At 66.7% G+C, this 25,949-nt stretch carries 18 protein-coding genes; 2 read left to right on the top strand and 16 right to left on the bottom strand.

Going from position 1 to position 25,949, the window contains the following annotated elements:
• Positions 1–76: 76 nt before the first annotated feature.
• The gene (locus IFT58_RS01370) at positions 77–2,533 is read right to left on the bottom strand and encodes a GH92 family glycosyl hydrolase (protein WP_342029517.1); all 2,457 of its coding nucleotides are present in this window, start codon (positions 2,531–2,533) and stop codon (positions 77–79) included.
• 417 nt (positions 2,534–2,950) lie between these two features.
• Here IFT58_RS01370 and IFT58_RS01375 point away from each other — a divergent pair, with 417 nt between their 5' ends.
• Positions 2,951–6,016, top strand: coding sequence for a TonB-dependent receptor (locus IFT58_RS01375; RefSeq protein WP_192079196.1), 3,066 nt, complete (start codon positions 2,951–2,953; stop codon positions 6,014–6,016).
• Positions 6,017–6,105: 89 nt separating this feature from the next.
• On the opposite strand, the gene IFT58_RS01380 is transcribed toward IFT58_RS01375, so the two are convergent.
• The 12 genes from IFT58_RS01380 to hisS all read right to left on the bottom strand — a co-directional run bounded on the left by IFT58_RS01380 (position 6,106) and on the right by hisS (position 19,692).
• Positions 6,106–8,490, bottom strand: a complete 2,385-nt coding sequence (locus IFT58_RS01380; protein ID WP_249405558.1) for a GH92 family glycosyl hydrolase — start codon at positions 8,488–8,490, stop codon at positions 6,106–6,108.
• A 174-nt stretch (positions 8,491–8,664) separates the two neighbouring features.
• Positions 8,665–10,257 carry a calcineurin-like phosphoesterase family protein gene (locus IFT58_RS01385; protein WP_192093721.1) on the bottom strand — a complete coding sequence of 531 codons (1,593 nt, stop codon included), beginning with the start codon at positions 10,255–10,257 and terminating at the stop codon, positions 8,665–8,667.
• A 428-nt stretch (positions 10,258–10,685) separates the two neighbouring features.
• Positions 10,686–11,321, bottom strand: a complete 636-nt coding sequence (gene hisIE / locus IFT58_RS01390; RefSeq protein ID WP_192079190.1) for a bifunctional phosphoribosyl-AMP cyclohydrolase/phosphoribosyl-ATP diphosphatase HisIE — start codon at positions 11,319–11,321, stop codon at positions 10,686–10,688.
• On the bottom strand, positions 11,311–12,087 hold the full coding sequence (hisF, locus tag IFT58_RS01395) for an imidazole glycerol phosphate synthase subunit HisF (RefSeq protein ID WP_192093722.1): 777 nt from the start codon (positions 12,085–12,087) through the stop codon (positions 11,311–11,313). Before hisF ends, hisIE begins: the two co-directional genes overlap by 11 nt.
• The gene (hisA, locus tag IFT58_RS01400) at positions 12,081–12,815 is read right to left on the bottom strand and encodes a 1-(5-phosphoribosyl)-5-[(5-phosphoribosylamino)methylideneamino]imidazole-4-carboxamide isomerase (RefSeq protein ID WP_192093723.1); all 735 of its coding nucleotides are present in this window, start codon (positions 12,813–12,815) and stop codon (positions 12,081–12,083) included. Before hisA ends, hisF begins: the two co-directional genes overlap by 7 nt.
• Complete coding sequence (gene hisH, locus IFT58_RS01405; protein WP_188324199.1) at positions 12,812–13,414, bottom strand: imidazole glycerol phosphate synthase subunit HisH; 603 nt, start codon at positions 13,412–13,414, stop codon at positions 12,812–12,814. The genes hisA and hisH overlap by 4 nt, the downstream gene beginning before the upstream one ends.
• The gene (hisB, locus tag IFT58_RS01410) at positions 13,411–14,484 is read right to left on the bottom strand and encodes a bifunctional histidinol-phosphatase/imidazoleglycerol-phosphate dehydratase HisB (protein ID WP_192093724.1); all 1,074 of its coding nucleotides are present in this window, start codon (positions 14,482–14,484) and stop codon (positions 13,411–13,413) included. The genes hisH and hisB overlap by 4 nt, the downstream gene beginning before the upstream one ends.
• On the bottom strand, positions 14,481–15,575 hold the full coding sequence (hisC, locus tag IFT58_RS01415; RefSeq protein ID WP_192093725.1) for a histidinol-phosphate transaminase: 1,095 nt from the start codon (positions 15,573–15,575) through the stop codon (positions 14,481–14,483). Before hisC ends, hisB begins: the two co-directional genes overlap by 4 nt.
• Positions 15,572–16,867: a histidinol dehydrogenase gene (hisD, locus tag IFT58_RS01420; protein WP_192093726.1), complete on the bottom strand. Its 1,296-nt coding sequence runs from the start codon at positions 16,865–16,867 to the stop codon at positions 15,572–15,574. The genes hisC and hisD overlap by 4 nt, the downstream gene beginning before the upstream one ends.
• Complete coding sequence (gene hisG / locus IFT58_RS01425) at positions 16,864–17,775, bottom strand: ATP phosphoribosyltransferase (protein ID WP_188324203.1); 912 nt, start codon at positions 17,773–17,775, stop codon at positions 16,864–16,866. Before hisG ends, hisD begins: the two co-directional genes overlap by 4 nt.
• A gap of 40 nt (positions 17,776–17,815) precedes the next feature.
• On the bottom strand, positions 17,816–18,124 hold the full coding sequence (locus IFT58_RS01430) for a YerC/YecD family TrpR-related protein (protein ID WP_192079178.1): 309 nt from the start codon (positions 18,122–18,124) through the stop codon (positions 17,816–17,818).
• 170 nt (positions 18,125–18,294) lie between these two features.
• Positions 18,295–19,692 (bottom strand): histidine--tRNA ligase, encoded by a 1,398-nt coding sequence (gene hisS, locus IFT58_RS01435; protein WP_192093727.1) that lies wholly within the window; start codon positions 19,690–19,692, stop codon positions 18,295–18,297.
• Positions 19,693–19,907: 215 nt separating this feature from the next.
• On the opposite strand from hisS, the gene IFT58_RS01440 reads away from it, so the two are divergent.
• Entirely contained in the window at positions 19,908–20,579 is a 672-nt protein-coding gene (locus tag IFT58_RS01440) for a helix-turn-helix domain-containing protein (RefSeq protein WP_223202852.1), read from the top strand.
• A gap of 293 nt (positions 20,580–20,872) precedes the next feature.
• Here IFT58_RS01440 and thrC read toward each other — a convergent pair whose 3' ends face one another.
• From thrC to thrA, 3 genes are read right to left on the bottom strand one after another with little or no spacing between them, the layout of a single operon-like run.
• The gene (thrC, locus tag IFT58_RS01445) at positions 20,873–22,162 is read right to left on the bottom strand and encodes a threonine synthase (RefSeq protein WP_192093728.1); all 1,290 of its coding nucleotides are present in this window, start codon (positions 22,160–22,162) and stop codon (positions 20,873–20,875) included.
• Between the two features lie 26 nt (positions 22,163–22,188).
• Positions 22,189–23,103: a homoserine kinase gene (locus tag IFT58_RS01450; protein WP_192093729.1), complete on the bottom strand. Its 915-nt coding sequence runs from the start codon at positions 23,101–23,103 to the stop codon at positions 22,189–22,191.
• Positions 23,100–25,604, bottom strand: coding sequence for a bifunctional aspartate kinase/homoserine dehydrogenase I (gene thrA, locus IFT58_RS01455; RefSeq protein WP_192079168.1), 2,505 nt, complete (start codon positions 25,602–25,604; stop codon positions 23,100–23,102). Before thrA ends, IFT58_RS01450 begins: the two co-directional genes overlap by 4 nt.
• Between the last annotated feature and the right edge of the window lie 345 nt (positions 25,605–25,949).

Genomic DNA, 25,949 nt, shown 5'->3' on the forward strand with positions numbered 1-25,949 from the left:
ATCGGATAGGTACCTGAATCATAGCGGGCGCAGCCTGCCATGCCACGGGTGCATGCAGCGAAGGCATCGCAACGCTTCATTCCAGCACGCTGCCCGGCGCGGCGCAGTAAGACACCGGCAGGTCCTTGGTCGCGGTTCCCCAGCCCTGCTGCGGTGCCTGCGCACCCAGTGTCCAGGTGATGTCGGCGCCACGGCGCAGGGTTTCCCAGTCCAGCCACACGGCCGAATGCACCTTGCCATCCACGTCCACGCCCTGCACGTACTGCAGCGCACGACCGTCCGCGCCGGGGGCCCGCAGGGTCAGCTGACGGCCATTGCCGAGGGCGACATCCACTTTGGCGAAGCGCGGCGCGTGCAGCAGGAACTCACCGCTGCCCGGCACGGCCGGATACAGGCCGAGCGCACTGAACAGGTACCACGCCGACATGGTGCCCAGGTCGTCGTTGCCGGTCACGCCATTGGGTGCGTTGGTGAACAACTGCTGCGCGGCACGCACCACGGTGGCCGTCTTCCAGGGCTGGCCGATCAGCGTGTACATCCACGGCGCGTGCAGGTCCGGTTCGTTGTTGGGGTTGTAGCGGTACTGGTTGTAATAGCTGTACGGACCCACCACCCATTCCTTGCGCGCGGCCTGCAGCGGATCGGCCAGCAGGGCATCCATCGCGAAGAACGCATCCAGTCGCTTGCCGGCCTGCTCGCGGCCGTGCATCGCGTCCACCAGTCCGGGGACGTCCTGCTGCGCCAGCCACTGGTACTGCCACGCGGTGCCCTCATGGAAGCCGTGGTGCGAGCGCGGGCTGTAGTGTCCATCGGACGGGGTGTACCACTGTTCGCCCTCGGTGCGCGGCCGCGGGAAGCCGGTGAATCCGGTCTCTTCGTCGCGCACCGACACGTCCCACACATTGCGCCAGTTACGCCCACGCTGACGCAGGATGGCCGCGTCGGCGGCATGCCCCAGGCCATCGGCCATCTGCGCCAGCGCGCAGTCGGCCAATGCATATTCCAGGGTCGCCGAGCCACCATGGTGCGGATCCACGTCCATGCCCTTGGACGGGAATGCGCGGTCATACACCACATACCCCTTGTCCAGGTAGGACGGGTTTCCCGAACGACCGGCCGCGCGTGAGTTCAACGGCGGCACGTCGAAGGCGTTGCGACGCAGCGCCGACCACGCTTCCTGCTCACGGCCGTCCAACGCACCGAAGCGCCACAGGTCGGCCATGAACGGCGTTACCGGGTCACCGGTCATGATGTTGGTTTCGAAGTTGGCATAGCCCCAGCGCGGCAGCCAGCCCCCTTGCTCGTCGATGGCCAGCAACGTGCGGCCGATATCGCGCGCCACCTTCGGCCGGGTCAGCGCCAGCCACTGGTTCTGCGCGCGGTAGGTATCCCACAGCGAGAAATACTCGTAATACGTCCAGCCGTCGGCGCGATGGATCACATCGTCGTAGCCCCGGTAGCGACCATCAGCATCACTGCCGGTCAGCGGCTGCAGCAGCGCGTGGTACAGCGCGGTGTACAACACGGTGCGGTCATCCTTGCTGCCGCCGTCCAGTTTCACCGTCGACAGTTCCTCGCGCCACGCCTCCTGCGCCAGGCCGCGCATGCGCTCGAAGCTGAGCAGTTTGCCACCCTGCATGCCGTCGCTGCGCAGGTTGGTGCGCGCACCTTCCGCATCCACGTGCGAGATCGCGCTGACCGCTGTCACTGCGCGGCCCTTCGCCATGTCGAAGCTCAACCACGCGCCATTCGGCTTGGCCTCGCCTTCCATGCTGTGACGTGCGCCGGCCAGGCCGCGCTCTTCGCCCCACACCCCGTGGGCCTTGAACGGACGATCGAACTCGATGCGGAACCACGTCGTGTACTGATGGCCACCGCAGAAGCTCTTGGTGACCAGCTTGCCTTCCACCACGCGATCACCCACCACATCGATCACGCTGCCGATCACCGAATGGCGTTCGTTGGCCTGGCCGACGTTGACCAGCACGTGACCTTCTTTCTGGCCTGCCGCGAAGGTGTAGCGCTCGGCAGCGGCACGCCTGCGCGCGGTCGCTTCAGCATCGATGCCGCCGTAGCTCGTCAGCTTTACCCGGTAGTAACCGGCCTGCCCCACTTCACCGGCATGGTCGTAGGTGGAGGCATACGCCTTGTGGTCGAAGGCCTTGGGATTGGTGATGTCGAAATCGCCGCCCGCGCCGATGGTGCCGGTGACCGGCAACACCGAGACCTGGCCCCCCTGCTCCCAGCATCCTGCGCCGGACAGGAACGAATGGCCGAAGCCGCGGATCTTCTCGTCGTCATAGCGCCAGCCGGCATAGTGGCTGCCGATCGGGCTGACCTGGATCAGGCCGAACGGTGCCGAGGCACCCGGGTACGTGTTGCCGTCGTCCTTGCTGCCGATGAAAGTGTTCACTTCGCGCTCAAGCGCGGCCGGTGCCGCCTGCAGCGCGGGTGCGACGGACAGGGCGATCACGCACGCCAGTGAGGCGAGAGGCGTGAAGGCACGCAGGGGGGAACAACGTCGGAAGGTCACGTTCACTGGCTCCTTGAGGGCCTCGGGGCGTCGGATCCGAACCGGCACCACGTCCGCGAAGATCCGGTGGGGCATCCAAGTTCGGGCGATTTAGATCGATTGAAGTAAACATGAACGATCGCCGCCGTGCATCCTGCAGCGCAACATCACGCCCCTTGCGGGCGGGCCAATCGCGTCTGCAAACGTTTTCATATTGCGCAGCAGCATGCCAGTTGCGTCAGGCCGTGTTAAAAAATGCGCGCCAATCGTTTAGATCGATCCAACTTCAAACGGTCACGATTGCCGGGTTCGGAATCCGACAGCAACGCCACCATGTGCCCTGTCTCTCCTGCCCCACGCTTGCGGTCTCGCGTCGACACATAAGATCGATTCAAGTATTTCGTATCAGCCAACGGTTCGATCCAGGAGAGGGAGAGAATGAATTACATGTCACACAACTACGGTCGCCACACCTTGTCGGCAGCCATTGCATTCGCCTTGGCGGCCAGCGTGGCGCCGGCGTCTGCACAGGATGCTGCACCGTCCGCGCCCGCCGCATCGCCCAGCGCCACCACGCTGGACAGCGTCAACGTCACCGGCTACCGCTACGCGATCGAAAAGAGCCTGCAGCAGAAGCGCGACGCCAATGCCGTGGTGGAAGTCATCACCGCCGAAGACGTGGGCAAGTTCCCCGACAAGAACGTCGCCGACGCACTGCAACGCGTGCCGGGCGTGGTGATCACGCGCGACGGCGGCGAAGGCAAGAATGTCAGCGTGCGTGGCCTGGATTCGGATCTCACCCTGACCCAGCTCAATGGCAACTACGTCGCCACCTCGGAAACCAACAACGAGGCCTCGCGTTCGTTCAACTACACCCTGCTGCCGTCGAACATGCTGGAGAGCGCGGAGCTGTTCAAGTCGCCCGAAGCCCGCATCGATGAAGGCGGCATCGGCGGCACGGTGATCCTGCATACCCGCCGTCCGCTGGACATGGAGGCCAACTCCGGCTTCGTCAATCTGGAAGGCGTGTCGTCCGACACCAGCGACGGGATCGATCCGCAGATGTCGGCGCTGTATTCCTGGCACAGCAACGATGAGCGCTTCGGCGTGCTGATCGGGGCCACCAAGCAGAAGCGCACCAACCGCAGCATGGAAGTCAACGTCGATGACTACCAGTGGTACGGCAACGGTACCGACGCGGTGGACGCCTATGGCAACACGATCACCCAGGGTGGCGTGAAGTACTGGTGGGGCGAGTCCGGCTTCAACAACCAGACCGGGCAGAACTACAGCGAATTCTTCATGCCCACCGCAGTGGGCTTCGGCGTACGCGAAGAAGAGCGCGAGCGCACCGGCGGCCAGTTCACGTTCCAGTTCAAGCCGGTGGACAGCCTTACCCTGACCGCCAATTACTTCCGCTTCGAGCTGTCCGGCGACTACACGCTCAACCGCGCAGCCATCCCCGAGTGGAACATCGCGCGCTTCAACGGCGACGGCAACTGGGCCGGCGGACGCCTGCTCAATGGCCTGGACTTCGATTCCAGTGGCAGCGTCGTCACCGGCGCCCAGTATGAAAAGCTGGCGGGCAAGGCCTATTACTGCAACGAGGCCGAAGCGGCCGCCGCCGGCATGGCGCCCGGTGGCTGGGGCCCGGATGACTGCACCATCCCCACCCCGCAGCTGACCGGCACTTACAGCAAGGAAAAAGCGCTGTCGCAGACCGCCGACCTGACCGTCGACTGGGACATCAGCACGCTGACCAAGGCCACCTTCAAGGGCGGCCGTACGTGGTCCGAGGGTGGCCCGTCCCTCAACTTCCGCATGTCGGCCAAGCCGCGCCGACAGGTCGATGGTGCCTGGCAGAACGGCAACAGCTACAGCGCGTGGGACCTGACCGGGACACCCACGGCCACCTTCTCGCCTGACCTGCAGCAGCAGCTGATGGCCGGCATCGCCGAGATCGACACCGGGTCGACCGATTCGTCATGGCGCGAAACCAGCATCGAGCAGAACTACTTCCAGGCCGACGTCACCCGCATGTTCGAGTCGGGCTGGATGGATTCGATCCAGTTCGGCCTGAAGTACCGCGACAGCAAGGTGCACCGCAATACCGGCAACACCTACTGGGTGTGCCAGGGCGCTGACCCGGCCGATTACGAGGCCCGCTACCAGTTCAAGAACTGCAACGATCCGCAGAAGGACGTGGCCCAGCCGGGCTTCTTCCTGTCCAACCCGATCGACAACATCGCAGGCGGCTTCAACGCCAACGTGCTGCCGGGCGTGAACTACCCGGCCTACATCGACTACCTCAACGATCGCTATGGCGGCATGCAGAACCGCCGCGAACCCGACTTCGTCTACGACGTGGGCGAGAAGGTCTACTCGGGCTATTTCCAGGCGAACTTCCGTACTGAGCGCCTGCGCGGCAACATCGGCGTACGCATCGCGCAGACCCGCCAGCACGCCGCTTCGAGTGACTCGGTCGAGCGCTTCGAGGACTATTTCGTCGATGGCGCCGACGGCAATCCGCTGGCCTGCCCGCCGACCGGTGCGCCGGCCGGCACCGTCTGCGAATCGGGCTTCGTCCGCTCCGACGTCCGCGAAAAGTCGTACGCGCTCTCATCGCTGGACAAGACGTACACCGATGTACTGCCCAGCTTCAACATTGCCTGGGACATCACCGACAACCTGGTCCTGCGCGGTGCCGCGTCGAAGGTGATCGCCCGCCCGGGCTACACCAGCATCGCCTATCCCGGCGGCCTGGAGTACATCAGCGAGGAGTACAGCAACGACCGTCGCGTGGCCGGTGGCACCTTGACTCCGGGCTGGTACGGGTCGGGCAGCAACAAGCAGCTGGAGCCGTTTGAAGCCCTGCAGTACGACCTGGGCCTGGAGTACTACTTCCAGCCGGGCGCGGTCGCCGGCGTCGCGCTGTTCCGCAAGGACGTGGACAACTTCACCGTGCCGGTGGTGGCCGACCAGCAGATGATGGTCGGCGGTGAGCTGGTGACGGTGCAGAACTATTCCACCGAAGCCAACGGCCGTGATGGCGTGTCGCAGGGCGTGGAAGTCTACGGTCAGTACACCTTCGACATGGGCTTCGGCGTGCAGGCCAACTACACCTACAACGACACCAACCTCGCCTCGATCGTGCTGGATGGCGAAAACATCGGCGCCTCGCCGCTGGTGGGCAGCGCCAAGAACCAGGCCAACGTGACCTTGTTCTATGAGAATGACAAGTTCCTGGCGCGCGCTTCGTACAACCGTCGCGGTGAAGTGGTCGGCGGCCTGAACAACGGCATGACGGTGTTCACCGAGCCCTACGATCAGCTGGACCTCAACGCGGCCTACAACCTGACCGAAGCGCTGACCGTTACTGCATCGGTGCTCAACGCCACCAAGTCCGAACAGCGCACCCACCTGGGCGGTGACACCAAGGCCCGCCTGATCTCCAACATCTACAGCGGCCGTCAGCTGTACTTCGGGCTGAACTACAAGTTCTGATCCGATGGTTTCCGGGGCAGCCGCGCCGTGCTGGGCGGCTGTCTTTTTTTTGTTCCGGCAACGCCGCAACCTGCGCGGCGCCGATTCCGTCACGGCGTGGACGCCGACGTCGATGCACAACGCGAGACAGGCAGATCCGCGGCGCGGGTACCCCAGCCATCCACCGGTGGTACCGTGCTGAGATCGAAGTCGATGCTGCGCGCGGCCCGGAGCTGGGCCCAGTCCACCCACACCGGGTGATGCTGGCGTCCATCGATCCGCACGCCGCTCACGTACTGCACGTCCCCGCCGCTGGCACCCGGCGCCCGCAGGGACAGACGGCCAGACGCCTCGCCAAGATCCAGCGTCACACCGGGAAAGCGAGGGGCATGCAGAAGAAACTGCCCACTGCCCGGCACGGCAGGAAAAATGCCCAACGCACTGAACAGGTACCACGCCGACATCGCGCCCAGATCATCGTTGCCGGTCACCCCGGCGGGCCCTTCGGTAAACAGATGCTGCGCAGCGCGGACGACGGTTGCGGTCTTCCACGGTGTCGCCAGCAGCGTGTACATCCAGGGCGCATGCAGGTCGGCCTCGTTGTTGGGGTTGTAACGGTACTGGTTGTAATAATCGTACGTGCCAACCACCCACTCCCTGCGCGCCGCACCGGCCGGATCGGCCTGCAGCGCGGGATAGGCGAAGAAGTCATCAAGCCGCTTCACCGCCGAATCGCGCCCGCCCATGGCCTGGGATAGTCCCACCACGTCGTGCTGGGCCAGCCACTGATACTGCCATGCGGTTCCTTCGTGGAACCCGCCTTCCGAGCGTGGTGTGTAGTCCCCTCCGCCGTACCAGCTGCCGTCGGCCACGCGCGGCCGCGGAAACCCGGTATGCCCCAGGTCCGCGTCGCGCAGGGTGTCGTCCCAGATGCTTTTCCAGTTCTGGCTGCGCGCGCGCAGCACGGTGGCGTCCTGCGTCTGCCCCAGTGCATCGGCGAACTGCGAAAGTGCACAGTCGGCCAGCGCATACTCCAGCGTCGCCGACGCGCCGTAATGGGGATCGGCATCCATGCCTTTGGCAGGCCAGCGCTTGTCGAACTGCACGAAGCCGTTCTGCAGGTAGCTCACATTGCCGGACCGGCCGGCGTGACGTGATGCAGCGGGCGGCATCTCGAAGGCATTTCTGCGAAGCGCGTGCCAAGCGTCCTCCTCTCGGCGTCGCAGGGCGCCAGCGCGCCAGAGGTCAACGAGGAAGGGCGTTATGGGGTCCCCGGTCATGATGTTCGTTTCGAAGTTCGCATAGCCCCAGCGCGGCAACCAGCCCCCTTCCCGCTCGATGGCCAACAAGCTCTGCGCGATGTCGCGTGCCACCTGAGGGCGCACGAGGGCCAGCCATTGGTTCTGTGCCCGGTAGGTGTCCCATAACGAGAAGTACGCGTAGTACGTCCATCCGGCTGCAGAATGCAGCGCGTTGTCGTAGCCGCGATAGCGGCCATCAGCGTCGCTGGCCGTCAACGGCTGCAGGTGGGCGTGATACTGCGCCGTTCTGAAGACCGTCCGATCACTCGCGTTGCCCCCGTCCAACGCCACCAGATCCAGCTCCTGCTTCCAACGGGCGCGCGCCAGGGCGTGCATCTGCTCGAAGGAGCGCAGACCCCGATCGTCGTGGCCCTCCGCCAGCAGATTGTTGCGTGCGCCGTCGCCATCCACAAGGGACAACGCACTGACAACCTCCACCGCACGATCGCGCCCCAGATCGAATGTCAGCCACGCGCCGTTCAGGCCGTAAGTGTTCGTACTGTCGCCGCTTCCCTCTACGCCACCGGACCCGTTCCAGGTCCCCTTTGCAGTGAACGGACGGTTGAACTGCAGCCGGAACCATGTGGTGTAGCGCGCCCCCCCACAGAAGCTCTGGGTGACGACACTGCCCTCCACTGCGTTGTCACCCACCACATGGATGTCGCTGGAAACGACCTGGTGTCGCTCGTTCGCCTGCCCGACATTGACCAGGATGTGCCCTGTCTCGGCGCTTCCAGCAAAGGTGTATCGCTCCGCCGCCGCGCGCGTAAGCGCTGTCGCTTCCACATCGATGCCACCGTAGTCGACAAGTCGGGTCCGGTAGTAGCCGGCGCGGCCCACTTCGCCGTCGTGGGTTGACCGGGCGGCATAGCGGCGATGGTCAAAGCTTTCCGGCCGACGGGTGTCGAACTGCTTGCCGGGACCAATGCTGCCGATGACCGGCAGCACCGACACGTGGCCGCCCTGCTCCCAGCAACCGGCGCCGGACAGAAACGAGTGGCCGAACCCGCGAATACGTGCTTCGTCGTACTTCCACCCCGCCCAGTGCTCTGCCGTAGGGCTGACCTGGATCATGCCAAAGGGCGCGGACGCGCCGGGAAACGTGTTGCCGTCGTCCTGGGTGCCGATGAACGTGTTGACCTCGTCCGGTGATTCCACCGCCAAGGCGACAGAAACCGCGCCGACGAGCAGCATGAGCGCCCCGCAGGTGGCGCGCACGCCCCTGCTCAGCAGGCGTGGTGATGACAGTGTCCAATGGCGGCACATGGGCGGATTCCTCGACCTGGGCTGAGAAATCCACAGTGCGCGCCTACCGCATCCCCGCCTATCAGCGCATGCCCCGCTCCGGCGTCGGCGGGCGGGTCGGCGTCAGGGCGTGCCGGTGGCCAGACTGTAACGGGTGTTCGCCGTGAACACCGATCCATCCGGCTGGGTCGCACGCACATCGACTTTGTGCTCGCCGACCGCCAGATCGGTGGGCAGTGCGCCGCGCCACAGATGCGGCGACGCCGTGGCTTCGGGAGACCGGTCGTAACCGCGCAACGTCGTCGCCAGGTCATCGGCCACGTTCTCCTGCTGCAGCCGCGGATCGCCTTGCCGCACCTGCTTCATCGGCTGCCATGCGCCACCGTCGACACGGAACTCCACCCGGGTGGCATCCTCGCCCATGTACACATTGGCGAACACGCCCCACGCCGGATACGCCCCCTGGCGCAACACCTTCGGTGCATGCAGGCCGATCTGGTCGGTGTCGGCTGCACCCGCCACACGGTACTGCAGGCGATAGCCGCCGTTGCCGGCAACGTCCAGCAGCGCATAGCCCTTTGGCGTGCCATCACTCATCGTGCTGTCCGGCACGCCGCGGCGGTCTTTCACCCCCGACCAGAACGCACCGCAGTTCGCGCCTACGTTGTACTCGTGCAGCGGTTTTTCGCCGTGCCAACCTTCGCCAGCGGCATGGTAGTAGTGCTGCTGGGTGTGGCTGTGGCCGCTCAGCACCAGCACATTGCTGAAATCCTTCAGCAGGTCGAACAGGCGCTGGCGATCAGCGTGGCGGAACGTCTCGCGCCCCGGTGCCGCGTCGAACAGCGGGATATGCATGCCCAGCACCAACAGCCGATCGTGGCGCAGGCCCTTCAGGTACTGTGCGATGAAGGCGAATTGGTCTTCGCGCAGCCCTCCGATGTAGGTCGGCTTGGCATTCGGGTCATAGACCACGTCGTCGAGGAACAGGAAGCTGGCACCGCCCTCCTCCACCGCATAGGTGTCCGGGCCGTACACGGCGCGCCAGCTGTCCAGCGACTGGGCATCCGTGGCGGCATCGAAGTCCAGATCATGGTTGCCCGGCACGTGGAACCAGGGCACGCCCATCTGTGTGGTGACCTGGTTGATCGCCGGGTACAACGACAGGTCGTCGTTGACGATGTCACCCAGCGTCGTGCCCAGGCGCGCCTTGGTCCGCCCCGCGAGCGGTTTGACGATCGACTGCTCGTAGTACCCGATATCACGCAACGTGGCGGTCTGCGGGTCGGTGAACACCAGCATCTGGAAGCCGCGCCGAACGTCATGCTTGTCCGGTGTCAGCGCGAAATCGTAGGCGTTGACCGGGGTGACCGTCGGCGCGATACCGTTGTACTTCAGCGCAGGCGAACCCTGTGGCGCGTAGTGCCGCCAGAACGCCGGCAGGCCATCGGGGCCGACCGCCATCCGGTAGCCATCGGGCTTGATGATGAAGACCGTGTCACCTGCTTCGACCGGCAGGCGATAGCTGCCGTCGGCGCTGGTGCGCACGATGCTGCGGCCATTGGAGACCTGCACGCCGCCCATGCCCGGGTCGGTAGCACCGCGCCCCGGCTTGCCGTCGCGGTCCTGGTATACCCGTCCGCTGACGGTGATCGCATCTGCGAATGCGGGCGCGCTGGTGAGCAGCAGGCAGCACAGCCAGGCGGCAGAGAGTTTCATGGTTGGACAGGTCCAGATCAAAGTCGGGGGCATTGTAAAGCGCATGCCCCGTACAAGCGTGTTACGCGCGCCGATGTCGGCCGCCTCTGCGGCCTCTGCCTCCGCGTCGGCCTCTGCCTCTGCGGCTGCGGCTGCGGCTGCGGCTGCGGTAGAGCCGACTTCAGTCGGCTGCCTCTGCGGTAGAGTCGAATTCAGTCGGCTGGAGGTAAACGCAGCCGACTGAAGTCGGCTCTACCAAGCCCACACCCGATCCGCACCCGATCAGCCAACGTTCCAACCGGGGCCGCAGCGGATCAGCGCAGGGTCCACACCGTCGCCCACCGCATCAGCCCAGCATCGACACCGGGCCCACATCTCGTCCGCGGAGGGTCCGTTCGTGATCATCCGCACGCCGGTGGGAGGCAAACAACCCATCAGCCCCAAACAACTCAGCGGTGTCGTTCCTGCAGCAGGTCGCGCACATCCTGCAGACCCAGCCCGCGTGCTCGCAGCAGCACCAGCAGATGGAACACCAGATCGGCCGCTTCGCCCAGCAGTTCTTCGTCACCCTGCGCAACTGCGGCCAACGCGGCTTCCACTCCCTCCTCACCCACCTTCTGGGCGATGCGGCGGATGCCCCCATCGAACAGCGACGTCGTATAGCTGCCCGCCGGTCGCTCCGCTTCGCGTGTACGCACCAGCTGGTCAAGCTCGCCGATGAAATCCTTTGCGGCCTGCGGGAAGCAGCTTTCCGCACCGGTGTGGCAGGTCGGTCCAGCCGGCCGCGCCATCACCAGCAACGTATCCGCGTCGCAGTCCACCGCGATGGACTGCACCACCAGCACGTTGCCGGACTGCTCGCCCTTGGTCCACAAGCGATCCTTGCTACGGCTGAAGAAGGTCATGTGACCGTGCTGCAGAGTGACCTGCAGTGACTCGGCGTTGACGTAACCCAGCATCAGCACCTGCAGGCTGTCGGCATCCTGCACGACGGCAGGCAGCAGCCCATCGCCCTTGCCCCAGTCCAGGCCCGCCAGCGCCGCACGGTCGGGCAGCACGTTGATGATTGCAACTTCAGTAGACATCCCGCACCTCGATCTGTTGTTCGCGCAGATAGCGCTTCAATTCGGGAATGGCGATGGCGCCGCTGTGGAACACGCTGGCGGCCAAGGCCCCATCCACGTCTGCCTGGTCGAAGACCTGGGCGAAATGTTCCGGCGTACCTGCCCCACCCGATGCGATCAGCGGCACATGGCAGGCCGCGCGTGCGTGCCGCAACTGCTCCACGTCATACCCCCGGCGCACCCCATCACTGTCCATGCAGTTCAGCACGATCTCACCCGCACCGCGCTGCTGCACCTCACGCACCCAGTCCAGCGTGCGCAGCGCCACCGCCTGCGTCTTGGACGGGTCGCCGGTGAACCGGCGCACCCGCCACTGTCCGTCGGGCTCGCGCACCGAATCGATGCCCACCACCACGCATTGCACGCCAAATGCTTCGGCCAGCTCGCTGATCAGCTCAGGCCGACCCAATGCCGGGGAGTTGATCGAGATCTTGTCCGCACCGGCATGCAGCACGCGCCGCGCGGTCTCCACGTCACTGATGCCGCCGGCAACGCAGAACGGGATGTCGATCAGCCGCGCGATGCGCTCGATCCAGGCGACGTCCACGCTGCGCCCGTCTGGGCTGGCACCGATGTCATAGAACACCAGTTCGTCCGCGCCCTGATCGCGATAGCGAAGCGCCAATTCGGCGATATCGCCCATGTCCACGTGGTCGCGGAAGCGCACGCCTTTCACCACGCGGCCATCGCGTACGTCCAGGCACGGAATGATGCGGCGACTCAACATGCCAGTGCCTCGGCCAGGTCCATGCGCTGCTCCAGCAGCGCCTTGCCCAGGATCGCGCCGCTGCAGCCTGCCGCTCGCGCGGCGACCACATCGGATACGTCGCGGATGCCACCGGAGGCCTGGATCGCGACGCCGGGCAGCAGCCCGGCGAGGTGCCGATAGAGGTCGATGTTGGGTCCGGCCAACATGCCGTCACGGGCGATGTCCGTGCACAGCAGGTGGCGCATCCCGGCGGCAGCGTAACGCTGCGCCAGCGCATCCAGGGTGACGCCGGCATTCTCGGTCCAGCCATGGATCGGCAGCTGCCAGGTGCCCGCCTCGTCCTGGCGGGCGTCCAGCGCGATCGTGATGCGTTCGGCGCCGAACTCCGCCAGCCAGCCGATCACCGCCTCCGGCTCGCGCACGGCCAGCGACCCCACCACGACACGGCTCGCGCCGGCGTCAAGGATACGTGCCACGTCATCGCGGCCGCGCACGCCGCCGCCGGTCTGCACGTCCAACCCGGCCTCGGCACGGATCTGCCTCAGCAGCGGTGCCAGCGTGTAGCCACCGGCGCGTGCAGCGTCCAGATCCACCAGATGCATCCAGTGCGCGCCCTGCGCGGCGAAGGCCTGCGCACGCGGAAGCTGATCATCGCCGTAGCGGGTTTCCTGTGCGTAGTCGCCCTGGCGCAGGCGCACCACGCGGCCTTCGCGGATATCAAGGGCGGGATAGACAATGAAGCTCATGCGGCGGTGTCCTGCAGGAAGTTTTGCAACAGCAAGGCGCCGGTATCACCGGAACGCTCGGGGTGATACTGCGCACCGAAATAGCGACCATGCTCGACCACCGCGCTGAACAGCCCGCCATGGTCACACGCGGCTACCGTGTGGGCATTCAAGGGCGCCGCGTAGCTGTGCACGAAATAGGCACTGGCGCGCTCCGGGATACCGCGCAGCAACGGCGACTCACGCAGCGGCAACAGGCGGTTCCAGCCCATGTGCGGCACGCGTATGCCGGTGGCCGGCACCAGCTTGCGCACCGTGCCGGGGATCAGGCCCAGCGTCTCGACGCCGCCCTCTTCCGATCGCTCGAACAGCAACTGCATGCCCAAGCAAATGCCCAACAACGGAACCTGCAACTGACGCAGTGGCTCGAACAGGCCTTGCCCATGCAGCCGCTGCATTGCCGGCACCGCGGCGCCCACGCCAGGCAGGATCACCCGTGTTGCGCCGCGCAGTTCGTCGGCGTTGCGCACCAGGCGCACCTCGGCACCCAGGCGCTCCAGCGCGTAGCGGACCGAACCGAGGTTGGCCCCGCCCGCATCGATCAGCGCAACGGCACTCACAGCGCCCCCTTGGTGCTGGGCAGGTCGGTGCCCTGGCGGGCCACGGCCGTGCGCAGTGCACGGGCAAGTGCCTTGAAACAGGCTTCGACCTTATGGTGATCGTTGTCGCCGCGCACCTGCAGGTTGAGGTTCAACCCGGCCGCATCGCACAGGGAACGGAAGAAGTGCGGCACCAGCTCGGTTGGCAGGTCACCCACCCGCTCGCGCTTGAACTCGCCGTCGAAGACGAAGTACGGACGGCCGCTGAAATCCAGCGCCGCACTGGCCAGGGTTTCGTCCATCGGCAGGGTGAAGCCGTAGCGGCCGATGCCTCGCTTGTCGCCCAGCGCCTCGCGCAGCGCCTGACCCAGCGCAAGCCCCGTATCTTCGATGGTGTGGTGTTCGTCGATATGCAGGTCACCTTCGGTCTGTATCCGCACCGAGATGCCGCCGTGCTTGCCGATCTGTTCCAGCATGTGGTCGAAGAACGGCAGGCCCGTTTGTATCTGCGGCTCCGCTGCGTTGTCCAGATCCAGCTCCACGCGGATGCGCGTTTCCTTGGTGTTGCGCTGGACGACAGCCGTGCGCGGTGCATCGGCGAGCGCGTGTGCGATACCGGGCCAGTCCCACTCGCCACCGAACTCTTCGGTACGCAACTGGAAGCCGCGGATGTTGAGGTTGTCGGCGAACTGGATGTCGGTGGGGCGGTCGCCCACCATCGCCGAGCGTGTCCAGTCGATGCTCCGGTCCTGCAGATACCGCGTCATCAGGCCGATGCCGGGCTTGCGCGTGGGCAGGTTCTCGTGCGGCCACGAACTGTCGATCAGCACGTCACGGAACCGGATGCCCTGGCTTTCGAAGACGTGCATCATCAGCGCGTGCGGTGCATCGAAAACAGCGCGTGGATAGCTCTCGCTGCCTAGCCCATCCTGGTTGCTGACGATCACGAACTGCCAGCCCGCATCGCGCAGCCGGATCAGGGCAGGAATCACGTCCGGCACGAAGCGCAGCTTCTCGTAAGCGTCGATCTGGTGGTCGGCCGGTTCCTCGATCAGGGTTCCGTCGCGGTCGATGAACAGAATGGGGGTCATGCGGCAGCCCTCCGGGCCGAGAGCGCGGCAAGCACGCGTTGGTTTTCTTCAGGACTGCCGATGCTGATCCGCAGCGCATCGCCCAACTGGGGCGCTGCGCGCTGGTCGCGCACGACGATGTCGGCCGCCAGCAGGGCATCGAACGCGGCCTGCGCGTCATCGAAACGCACCAGCAGGTAGTTGCCGGCAGACCGGTAGACACGGCGCACGCCGGGGGCTGCCTGCAAGGCATGGAACAAGCGCTCGCGCTCGGACACGACGCCGGCGATCCGGTCACGGGTCTTCGCCAGTACCGCAGGCTGCAGCGCAGCCACCGCCAGTTCCGCACACGGCTGGGGCACGGGATACGGCGCTTGGCAGCGGCGCAGCACGGCAATGAGCTCGGGCGCTGCAATCAGCGTACCGATGCGCGCCGCGGCCAACGCGTGCGCCTTGGACAGCGTGCGCAGCACGGCGATGTTGGGGTGCGCTGCCAGCAACGCGGTAGCCGAAGCCTGGCTGCTGTACTCGATGTAGGCCTCGTCCACCACCACGATGGCCTGGCCCTGCAGCGCCTGTGCAGTACGCACGATATCCCCGGTGGCGATTTCGCTGCCGGCCGGATTCGAAGGGGAGCACAGGAACACCAGACGCGCACGCTGATCGCGTGCCAGGTCGATCACTGCGTCGATATCCACCTGCAGCCCCGCAGGCGCATCCAGCAGCGGAATCTCCAGCAGCGGCGCACCCTGCAGGCGTGCGCATACGGCATACATGCCGAACACGGGCGGTGTCACCAGTACGGGATCGGTGCCGGGACGGCAGAATGCACGTACCAGCAGGTCGATGGCCTCATCGCTGCCGCGGCCGACCAGCAACTGCGCGGGCTGCACGCCGTACACATCGGCAAGCGCCCGCAGCAGTGCCGGCGGCTGCGGATCGGGATAGCGTCGGCTGCTGCCCTTCGCATCGGCCGGGTTCGGCCACGCCGATTCGTTGGCGTTCAACCAGACCGAGCCCTGCACGGCGCTGCTGCGCGCCGAACTGTAGCCGGCGAAGGACTGCAGGTCCGGGCGCAGCAGGTCCAGCACCGCCTGTATGCCCTCGCTCATGCCACTGCCTCCATGCGCAGTGCCACGGCACGCTCATGCGCGTCCAGGCCCTCCGCACTGGCAAGAATGCGCGCGCAACCGCCGATCGCCGCGATGCCTTCGGCGCTGGCACTCTGCACGCTGATGGTGTTCTGGAAACTGGCCACGCTGACCCCGCTCCAGGCGCGCGCCGCACCGGCCGTTGGCAGCACGTGGTTGGTGCCACTGCAGTAATCGCCCAGTGCTTCGGGGGTGTAGTCACCCAGGAACACCGAACCGGCGGCCTGCACCTGGCCCAGCCACGCACGCGGTTCGCGCAGCGCCAGGATCAAGTGCTCCGGCGCATAGCGGTTGCTGATATCGAAGGCATCCTGCAGGCGATCCACCTGGATCAACCGCGATGCCGACAGGGCCTGGCGGGCAATGGTTTCGCGCGGCAGCAGCGCGACCTGGCGCTCCACCTCCGCTTCCACCGCCTGCAGCAGCGCCTCGTCATCGGTGAGCAGCAGCACCTGGGAATCCGGGCCGTGCTCGGCCTGCGACAGCAGGTCTGCGGCGACGAAGGCCGCGTTGGCGCCCGCGTCGGCGATCACCAGCACTTCGGACGGGCCGGCCGGCATATCGATCGCCACCCTGCCGTCCTGCGCGACCTGCTGCTTGGCCTCGGTGACGAAGCTGTTGCCGGGGCCGAACAGCTTGTCGCACGCGGGCACGCTGGCCGTTCCGTAGGCCATCGCAGCGATCGCCTGCGCGCCGCCCAGCTTGAACACGCGTTGCACGCCGGTCAGACGCGCCGCAACCAGCACCGCCGGATCGGCACTGCCATCAGCACGCGGCGGCGTGCACAGCACGACCTGCGGGCAACCGGCCAGCGCTGCCGGCACGCCGAGCATCAGCGCCGTGGACGGCAACGGGGCACTGCCCGCAGGCACGTACAGACCCACCCGGCCGATCGGCCGGATCATCCGCTCACAGTGCACGCCGGGGGCGGTCTCCACCGAATAGCCCTGGCACATGCCGGCTTCGTGGAAGCGCGTGATGCGTGCCGCCGCTTCTTCCATCGCCGCACGCAGCGCCGCAGGCACGGCCTGCTCGGCGGCGTCGAACTCGGCCGGCGATACCTCGATGTCATCGAGCTGCACCCGGTCGAAACGCGCGGTGATCGCGCGCAGCGCGTCATCGCCGTCTGCGCGCACCTGCGCGATCAGTGCCGCCACGGCCTCGCGCGTCTGCGCGGCAACGGCCTGCACGGGGCGCTGCAGCGCGTCGCTGCGCGACAGTTCATCCAGTTGGGACCACATCAGACGATTCATGCCAGCGACCGCTCCACGCTCAATACCATCAGGCCTTGGGCGCCTGCGCGCTCCAGTTCTTCCATCCGCTGCCACGACAGCGGCCCCGGGCACATGGTCTGCAACCTCAGCGCACCGTCATCGGCGGGCAACCGCACCAGCGGCTCGGCATCGGCCAGCAGTGTTTCCAGTGCCGCGATGCGCGACGGATCGGCGCGGAACATCAGCAGCTTGCGATCCTGCACCTGCACCACGCCATCCAGCCTGCGCAGCAGCATGGCCAGCAACGCGCCGCGCGCGTCGTCGGGGGCATGCACGGCGCCGGCCAGGACAGCTTCGCTTTCCAACAGGGTCTCCACCGGCTTGAGCTGGTTGGCGCGCAACGTGCCGCCGCTGGACACCAGGTCGCAGATCAGTTCGGCGGTTCCCAGGCGCGGTGCGATCTCCACCGAGCCGGACAGTTCGACCACCTGCGCGTCGATCCCGCGCGCGGCAAGCCAATCTTTCAGGATGGCCGGATAGCTGGTGGCGATGCGGGTGCCGGCCACCTGCGCCGGACCCTCCCACTCCCATTCTTCGGGGACGGCCAGCATCAACCGGCAGGCACCGAAGCCCAACCCGCGCAGTGCCTGGAAGGCCGGCTTCAGGCCGCGCTGCACGCGCGCCGCGCCCTGCTCGTCCAGCTCGTTGCGGCCGACGATGCCAAGGTCGCACACGCCATCGGCGATCAGCCCGGGGATGTCATCGTCGCGCACCAGCAGCAGATCCACCGGCAGTGATTCGCCATAGCAGAACAGCTTGTCGCGGCTCTCGCGCCAGCTCAGGCCACACGCGCTGAGCAGGTTGCGCGCGGGTTCGGCCAAGCGCCCGTTCTTCTGGATGGCGATACGCAGCCGGTCTCGTGCCGGGGCTGCCTGGAGTGCACTCATGGGGGAAAGTCTCTTGGAATTCAGGGGTGGAGCATTCGGTTCAGCGCGTGGCGAGGCGCGCGATGGCGGCAGCGTAGCCACGGTGGCCATGCTCCAGTGAACGGGCCACGCGACCGGTAGTGGTCACGCTGACGCCGGTGCGCTCATGGATCTCGCGGTACGGCACGCCCTGCTGCAGCAACGGCACCACTTTCCAGCGGTCGGCAATGGCTTCCAGTTCCGCCGGGGTGCACAGGTCACGCAGGAACGCGGCGACCTCCCCGGCGTCATCCAGCGCGGCGAATGCGTCAGCGAGCGATGCAAGGTCGGCCTGGGTGTCTTTCGGGTTCGGGGCGGGACGGGCTTTCATGGGATCGCAGCAGGTATCAATGTAATAGCGTGCTAGTACATTATCGCAAACCCCGGTGGCCGGTCAAATCCCGGGCAAAAAAAAACCCACCGGTGAAGGTGGGTGGTTCGGCGGCACGTGTCTTGGGGGTCCCTCTCACCGAGGGAAAGGGATCCCGCCCCGGGCAACCCTCACGCCATGGCGCGGGCCTGCTCCAGTTCGACCTGCAGCGTGCTGGCCAGCTCGTCACGGGATACTTCGAACTGCTGTTCGCGCAGCAGGTCTTTCACTGCCACCACGCCGCGCGCCAGCTCGTCCTCGCCGGCCAGGACGACAAAGCGGATACCCGCCTTGGCCGCGTACTGGAACTGCTTGCCGATCTTCTTCGCTTCCATCTGCACCTCGGTGTTGATGCCACCGATGCGCAGCCGGCGGGCGATATCCAGCGACTGCGGCATGCCCTGCTCGTCCATCAGGGCGACCAGCGCGTGCACGCTGCTGGCCTCGATCCCTTCGATCAGGCCGGCTTCGCGCAGCTGCCAGAACAGGCGGGTCAGGCCGATGGAAATGCCCACGCCCGGCAGCTTGGACCTGCTGTAGTGGCTGGCCAGGTCTTCATAGCGCCCACCCGAGCAGATCGAGCCGATCTGCGGGTGGTCGGTCAGCATCGTTTCATACACCGTGCCGGTGTAGTAATCCAGGCCGCGGGCGATGGAGAAGTTCAGGCAGTACGCCTGCTCCGGCACACCCAGCGCCTTCACCAGCTGCAGCACTTCGCGCAGCTCCGCCACGCCGGTGCGCAGCGTGTCCGTCGCCGCCGCGTCGGCCTCCAGCAGCGCCAGCTGCGCCAGGGCATCGTCGTGCCCCTGCGAGCGCACCGCCACGAAGGCAAGGATCCGCTCGACCTGATCGGCCGGGATGTTGAAGTCGGCGCCGACCAGCGTCTCGCGCACGTAGTCCGGTCCGCGCTTGTCCAGCTTGTCCACTTCCCGCAGCACGGCCAGCTGGCGTTCGCCCTCGGCTACGCCCAGGGTTTCGAAGAAGCCGCGCAGCAGCTTGCGGTTGTTCAACTGCACGGCGAATTCACCGATGCGCAGTTCGGCGAATACCGCATGGATGACCGCCAGCACCTCCGCGTCGTAACGGATGCTGAGCGCATCCTTGCCGATCACGTCGATGTCGCACTGGTAGAACTCACGGAAGCGGCCGCGCTGGGCCCTCTCGCCGCGGTAAACGCGCTGCATCTGGTAACGGCGGAACGGGAACGTCAGGTCGTGTTCGTGCTCGGCCACGTAGCGGGCCAGCGGTACGGTCAGGTCGAAGCGCAGGGCCAGTTCCGGCAACGAGGCGTCATCGGCCTGCGCTGCATTGGCCAGCGCACCGGTGGACTGCACGAAATACACCTGGCGCTCGGTTTCGCCACCGGATTTGGTCAGCAGCACGTCGGACAGCTCGAACACCGGCGTCTCCACCGGCAGGAACCCGAAGCGCTCGTAGTTGCGGCGGATGACGTCCAGCATGCGCTGGAACGCGATCTGCTCGCGCGGCAGCAGTTCCATGATGCCGGGCGGGGTACGGGGCTTGATCACGTGGGGCTCCTGCAGAAAACGGGGGAAGGGCAAGGGCGGTCATTGTAGCGGCAGCGCCGCCCGCCGCGCCTGCGTCCGGGCGCATCGGCTACATGTCGTATCATGGCCACTTCCCCTCGCAGCGCGCTTTGCCCCCCCACGCCATGTCGCGGTTCGATTCCAGCCCTGCCGATGCCTTCCGCCCTGCCACGCCCGGCTGCTCGACATTGGACTGCATGCACTGTTCGGTACGCCATCTGGCGGTCTGCTCGGCGCTGTCACCAGAAGAGGGCCAGGCGCTGGAGGCCGTTACGGTGTCGCAGCAGGTGGCGATGGGCAGCACGCTGGCCCGCAGTGGTGAACCCCGCCACCATGTCTATACCTTGACGCAGGGCGCATTGCGACTGGTGCGCACGCTGTCCGACGGGCGCCGGCAGATCAACGGGTTCGTCTTGCCCGGCGATTATCTGGGCCTGAGCGGCAGTGATCTCCACCGCCACGATGTCGAAGCGATCGCCGACAGCCGCGTCTGCCGCGTATCGGTGGCCCACATGCGCGAGCTGCGTGATCGCTACCCGCACCTGGAGCGCAAATTGCTGCAGCGCGCCTGCCAGGCGCTGGACGATGCGCAGGATGCAGCACTGTCGCTGGCACGCCTGCAGCCACCGGAGAAAGTGGCCGATTTCCTGCTGCGGCTGGCCGAGCGCGAAGTGCGCCTGGGCGGCGTGGCCCTGCGTGTCACCCTGCCGATGGGGCGTGGGGACATCGCCGACCATCTCGGCCTGACGATGGAAACCGTCAGCCGCACCTTTACCCGCCTTCGCCAGCAGGCGCTGATCGCCCTGCCCCATTTGAACGTCGTGGAGATCCTCGACGAACCCGCCCTGCGTCGACTGGCCACCGGCTGAGCCGTTCAAGGCGCGCAGCGTCGGATGGTGTCCGCCGAGCGTGGCTCGGCGCTACGTGCATTGGCCGCTCCGTGATCGTCGGGTAGCGCCGACCCATGGTCGGCGAGCGCAGCGGCACGGCCGGCGTCGGGCACTACCGCGTCTCATGGCGTCCGCCGAGCGTGGCTCGGCGCTACGTGCATTGGCCGCTCCGTGATCATCGGGTAGCGCCGACCCGTGGTCGGCGAGCGCAGCGGCACGGCCGGCGTCAGGCACTACCGCGTTGCACGGAATCCGCCGAGCGTGGCTCGGCGCTACTGCTGCAACACCGCCCGCAGCGCGGGATAGTCCGCCGCCAGCGGCTCGGCATGCGTCGGCCGACGCAGCAGTGCCTCCAGTGCAGGCGGCACCTCCAGCGCGGTGCCGATCAACGGCTCCACCACCGATTCGAACTTCGCCGGATGCGCGGTGGCGACGACCGCCCAGTCTCCCTTGGCACCCTGCGTACGAAGATCATCCAGCACCCGCACGGCCGTCGCGGTATGCGGACAGAACACCTCGCCGGTGCTGGCGAACGCACTGGCGATGGTCGCCCGGATCGCCACGTCATCCACACTGTGTGCGGTGAACGCCTCCCGCAGCGCGCGATCGTCCCCCGCAAACAGCCAGCGCAGCCGCTCAAAGTTGCTGGGCGCGCCGACGTCCATCGCATTGGCCGTCGTGGCCACACTCGCACCCGGGCTGAAATCTTCGCCGGCGAAATAGCGCGGCAGCACATCATTGGCATTGGTCGCCAGCACGATGCGTCCGATGGGCAGGCCCACGGCGCGTGCCAGGATCGCCGCCATCGCATTGCCGAGGTTGCCGGTGGGAATCACCAGGTTCAGCAGCGCGCCCCCGGCCTGCTGGTGCTGCAGCGCGGCGTGCGCGTAGTAACTCATCTGCGGCAGCAGCCGGCCCAGGCTGATGCTGTTGGCCGAACTCAACGGCACCTGGGCCTGCAGCTGCGTATCCGCCAGCGCCTGTTTCGCCAGGGCCTGGCAGTCATCGAATGATCCGGAAACACGGAACGCCTGCACGTTACCGCCAAAACACCCCAGCTGGTGCGCCTGTCGTGGCGACACCCTGCCATCCGGGTACAGCACCACCACGCGCAGTCCAGGCTGTCCATGGAACGCGGCGGCCACTGCAGCGCCGGTATCTCCCGAGGTCGCGACCACAATCGTCAGCGGCTGGGCATGCCCCGCCCGCAGGCGCGCCAAGGCGGCAGCGAGGAAACGGGCACCGACGTCCTTGAACGCCGCCGTTGGGCCATGGAACAACTCCAGCACATGGTCGCCGCGACGCGCCAGTGGCCGCAACGGCAGCGGGAAGTCGAAGGCCTCGTCGCAGATCGCGGGTAGTGCATCCGACAATACGTCGCCTTCAAAGAACGGTGACAGTACCTGCGCGGCCGTCTTTGCCAGCGAATCGGTGGCGACGAAGCGGCGCGCGGCTGGCAGCTGCTTCGGCACGTACAGGCCGCCATCAGGGGCCAGCCCCGCGGCAATGGCTGCGCTCAGTGATACGGGTGCGGACTGGCCGCGAGTGGAAACAAAGTGCATCGCACCTTCCTGAAGGGGGAGAGAGTTCACAACAGCACCGCCGCCGGTGCGGACAACGGAGATACCCACGCCTGGCTGTCGAAGCCTGCCGCAGCAAACGCGGCCTGCACCGGCGCGGCGGCGGCCTGAGCGCTGGCCTTGTCTTCAAACCAGGCAAATACGCTGGGCCCGGCGCCGGAGATGCTGGCGCCCATCGCCCCCGCTGCCAGCGCGGCGTCACGGGCCGCCGCGAAGCCACCGATCAGCGGTGCACGCCGCGGCTCGACCAGCACATCCCGCAGGCCGGCACGGACCAGTGCCGCATCGCTCTGGAAGCAACCGGCCAGCACCAGCGCAAGGTTCGCGCTCTGCGCCACGAAATCACCCAAGGCATAACTGCCCTGCAACGCCTCGCGTGCGCGACGGGTTTCCAGCACCGCGTCGGGATGCACCAGCAGGCTGTGCCACGCTTCCGGTACCGGGATGGACACCAGCCGGTCGGCGGTGCTCAAGACCAGCCCACCCAGCAGCATCGGCCCCAGGTTGTCCCCATGGCGGCCGCCGCTGGCCACCATCTCGCCTTCCAGCGCGAACGGATACAAAGCCTTACGGTCCAGGGGTGCATCAAGCAACGCATTGGCGGCCACCAGTGCCGCCACGCAGGAGGCGGCCGATCCGCCCATGCCCGATCCCAGCGCGATGCCCTTGTCGATTTCGACGGCAAAGCCGTACGGCAGTTCGAGCACCTCCTGCATCGCCATCAAGGCCGCGCCGGCCGTATTGAGCGCGGGCTCCCGTGGCAGCGGCAGGTCAGCACCCCGGATGGCGTCGATCCGCACCTCGCGCTCGGCGATCCGGCGCACGGTCACCGTGTCACCGACGCCGGCGATGGCATGGCCCAGAATGTCGAAGCCGACGCCGACATTGCCGACCGACGCCGGTGCGAACGCGCGTGCGATCACAGGCGCGCTCCTTCGCCGGCAGCCACGCGCAGCAGGTCCGCGAACACACCGGCGGCGGTCACATCGGGGCCAGCCCCCGGACCCTGCACCACAAGCGGGTTGTCACAGTACCGCCGGGTGCGGAACTGGACCACGTTGTCGGTGAGTTTCAGGTTGGCGAATGCGTGGTCCAGCGGCACCTCGACCAGACCAACCGACGCGCCCTGCGGCGTCAGCGCGGCCACGTAGCGCAGCACGGCACCGCGTTCGCGCGCCTGCCGCAGCTGCTGCAGCAATGCCGCGTCGTTGTCGGCGAGGCGTTGCATGAATGCCTCCACGCTGCCGCCGCGCAGCGCCTCCGGCACCAGGCTCTGCACCTGCACCTGCTCCAGGCTGAGCGCGCGGCCCGCCTCACGCGCCAGGATCACCAGTTTGCGTGCGACGTCGATGCCGGACAGGTCGTCGCGCGGATCGGGCTCGGTATAGCCCATGCCACGCGCCTGTTCCACCAGAGCAGAGAACGGCTGACTACCGTCGAAGCGATTGAACAGCCACGCCAGCGTGCCCGAAAAAATACCTTCGATCGACAGCACCTCGTCACCGGTGTCGACCAGGTCGCGCAACGTGGTGATCACCGGCAGCCCCGCACCGACGGTCGCTTCATAACGGAAGCGCGCGCCGCTGGCGGTCGCGGCTGCGCGAATGCGCTGATAGCGTTCCAGGGGCCCCGAACCGGCCTGCTTGTTCGGCGTGACCACGTGGATGCCGGCCGCCAGCCAGCCCTCGTAACGCTCGGCCACCTCGGCACTGCCGCTGCAGTCGATCACCACCGCATGCGGCAGATGCGCGGACAGCAGATGGGCGGTGAAGCGATCCAGGTCGTTGGCTTCCCTGCCCTCCTGCAGCGCGGTGCGCCATTCGCCCTGCAGCGCGCGCGGTGCCAGGTACATGCCGCCGCGCGATGCCACCGCGCGCAGGCGCAGGTCGATGTTGGCCTTGCCGAGCAGCGGCCCCTGCTCGGCCTGCAACTGGTCCAGCAAGGCCGCACCGACGTTGCCCGGACCAATCACGCCCACCGCGAACGTCTGCGGCGACAGCCAGAATCCGGCATGCGCGGCGCGCAGGGCACGGGTCGCGTCGCCGCTGTCGATGGCCACTGAAATGTTGCGCTCGGAGGACCCCTGCGCAATGGCGAGGATGTTCACCTGCGCGCGGCCGAGTGACTCGAACAGACGTGCCGCCACGCCGGGCTGGCCCGCCATGCCATCGCCTACCGCCGCCAGCACGCTGACACCCGTGGTCAACTGCACGCGCTGCACCTGCGCCACCGCAAGCTCATGTGCAAACGCCTGCAGCAAGGCATCGCGGCCGCGCACGGCCTCGTTGCCACGCACTACACAGCAGATGGAATGTTCGGACGACCCTTGCGAGATCATCACCACCGATACGTGTGCCTGGCGCAACGCCGAGAACACCCGCTCGGCGGTGCCCGGCACACCGATCAGGCCGGTGCCTTCCAGGTTGAGCACGGCGAGTTCGGCACTCAGCGTCAGCCCCTTGATCGGTCCGCGCACCGAGCGCTCTGCGGTGATGCGGGTGCCCGGATGGTCTGGCTGGAAGGTATTGCGGATCAGGATCGGCAAGCCGCGCTGGATGGCCGGCGACATCGTCTGCGGATGCACCACCTTCGCGCCGAAATAGGCCAGTTCGCAGGCTTCGTCGTAGCTCAGTGCATCCAGCTGCACCGCTTCGGGCACCAGTCGCGGATCGGCGGACAACACGCCGTCCACATCAGTCCAAATCTGCAGTTCATCCGCGTCGAACAGGGCGGCGAAGATCGCCCCGGAGTAATCGCTGCCATTGCGCCCCAGCGTGGTGATGCGCCCCTTGCCGTCGCGCGCGATGAACCCGGTAGCCACCACCCGCGTCTGCGGATGCCGCTGTCGCCATGCCTGCAGCCGCGCGGCACTCGTCTCCCAGTCCACGTTGACACCCAGTTCGCCATGCTCGACCACCAGCACCTCGCGCGCGTCCAGCACCGCACAGTCCTCGCCGATTGCCAGGAAATGATGCCCCAGCAGGTGCGCAGAGCACACTTCTCCCAGTCCCTGCACCCGGTCCAGCACATCGTCCGGCAACCCGCCGATCACCGCCAACGCGGCAAGCAGTTCGGCCAACTCATCGAAGCGCGCGTCGAGCCATTCCACGCTCGCGCCGGAATGTTCGCCGAGCAACGAGGCGGCTGCACCGCGATGGCGCGCGCGCAGCGCATGCCAGGCATCACGCCACTGTGGCGAGCCCGCCGCCGCCATCCGCGCCAGGTCGATCAGGCCATCGGTCACCCCTTTCATCGCAGACACCACGGTGACCTGCATCCGCTCGGGGCGCTGCAGCAGCAGACGAGCCACATGGCGATAACGATCGGCATCGGCCACCGACGTGCCGCCGAACTTGTGCACGACGGTGCGCGGGGGCACCGGCAAGGGCGACGCGGCGGGTTCTACAGAAACGGCACTGGACATGGCAACCTCGGTGGGAGGCCCCGCATCGCGCTCGGTGGAAGGTTTCCCCGCCACCTGGTTCGGTGCGGGGCCGTGGTTTTCGTGAGTTACGCGAAGACGACGGACCGCACCCGGCAGGTGGTGCCGGTGGTGGTGGTAATCGTGGTAATGGCCGTGTTGCTGCCGGCATCCAACCGCGCACGATCTGGCGCCGCGAAGGCGACGTGTGCGAGGGCGAAGGGAGCGGAGGCGGTGACCATGGGACTAGAAAACACCGCCGACCCCGCTGCTGTCAAGTGCTGCGCTGCAAAAACACCAGCGCTTCATATGCACGCATCGTCGGCGAAAATGGTTGCATCGGTGACC

This window comes from Stenotrophomonas sp. CFBP 13718 (assembly GCF_014842145.1).
Classification (GTDB): domain Bacteria; phylum Pseudomonadota; class Gammaproteobacteria; order Xanthomonadales; family Xanthomonadaceae; genus Stenotrophomonas.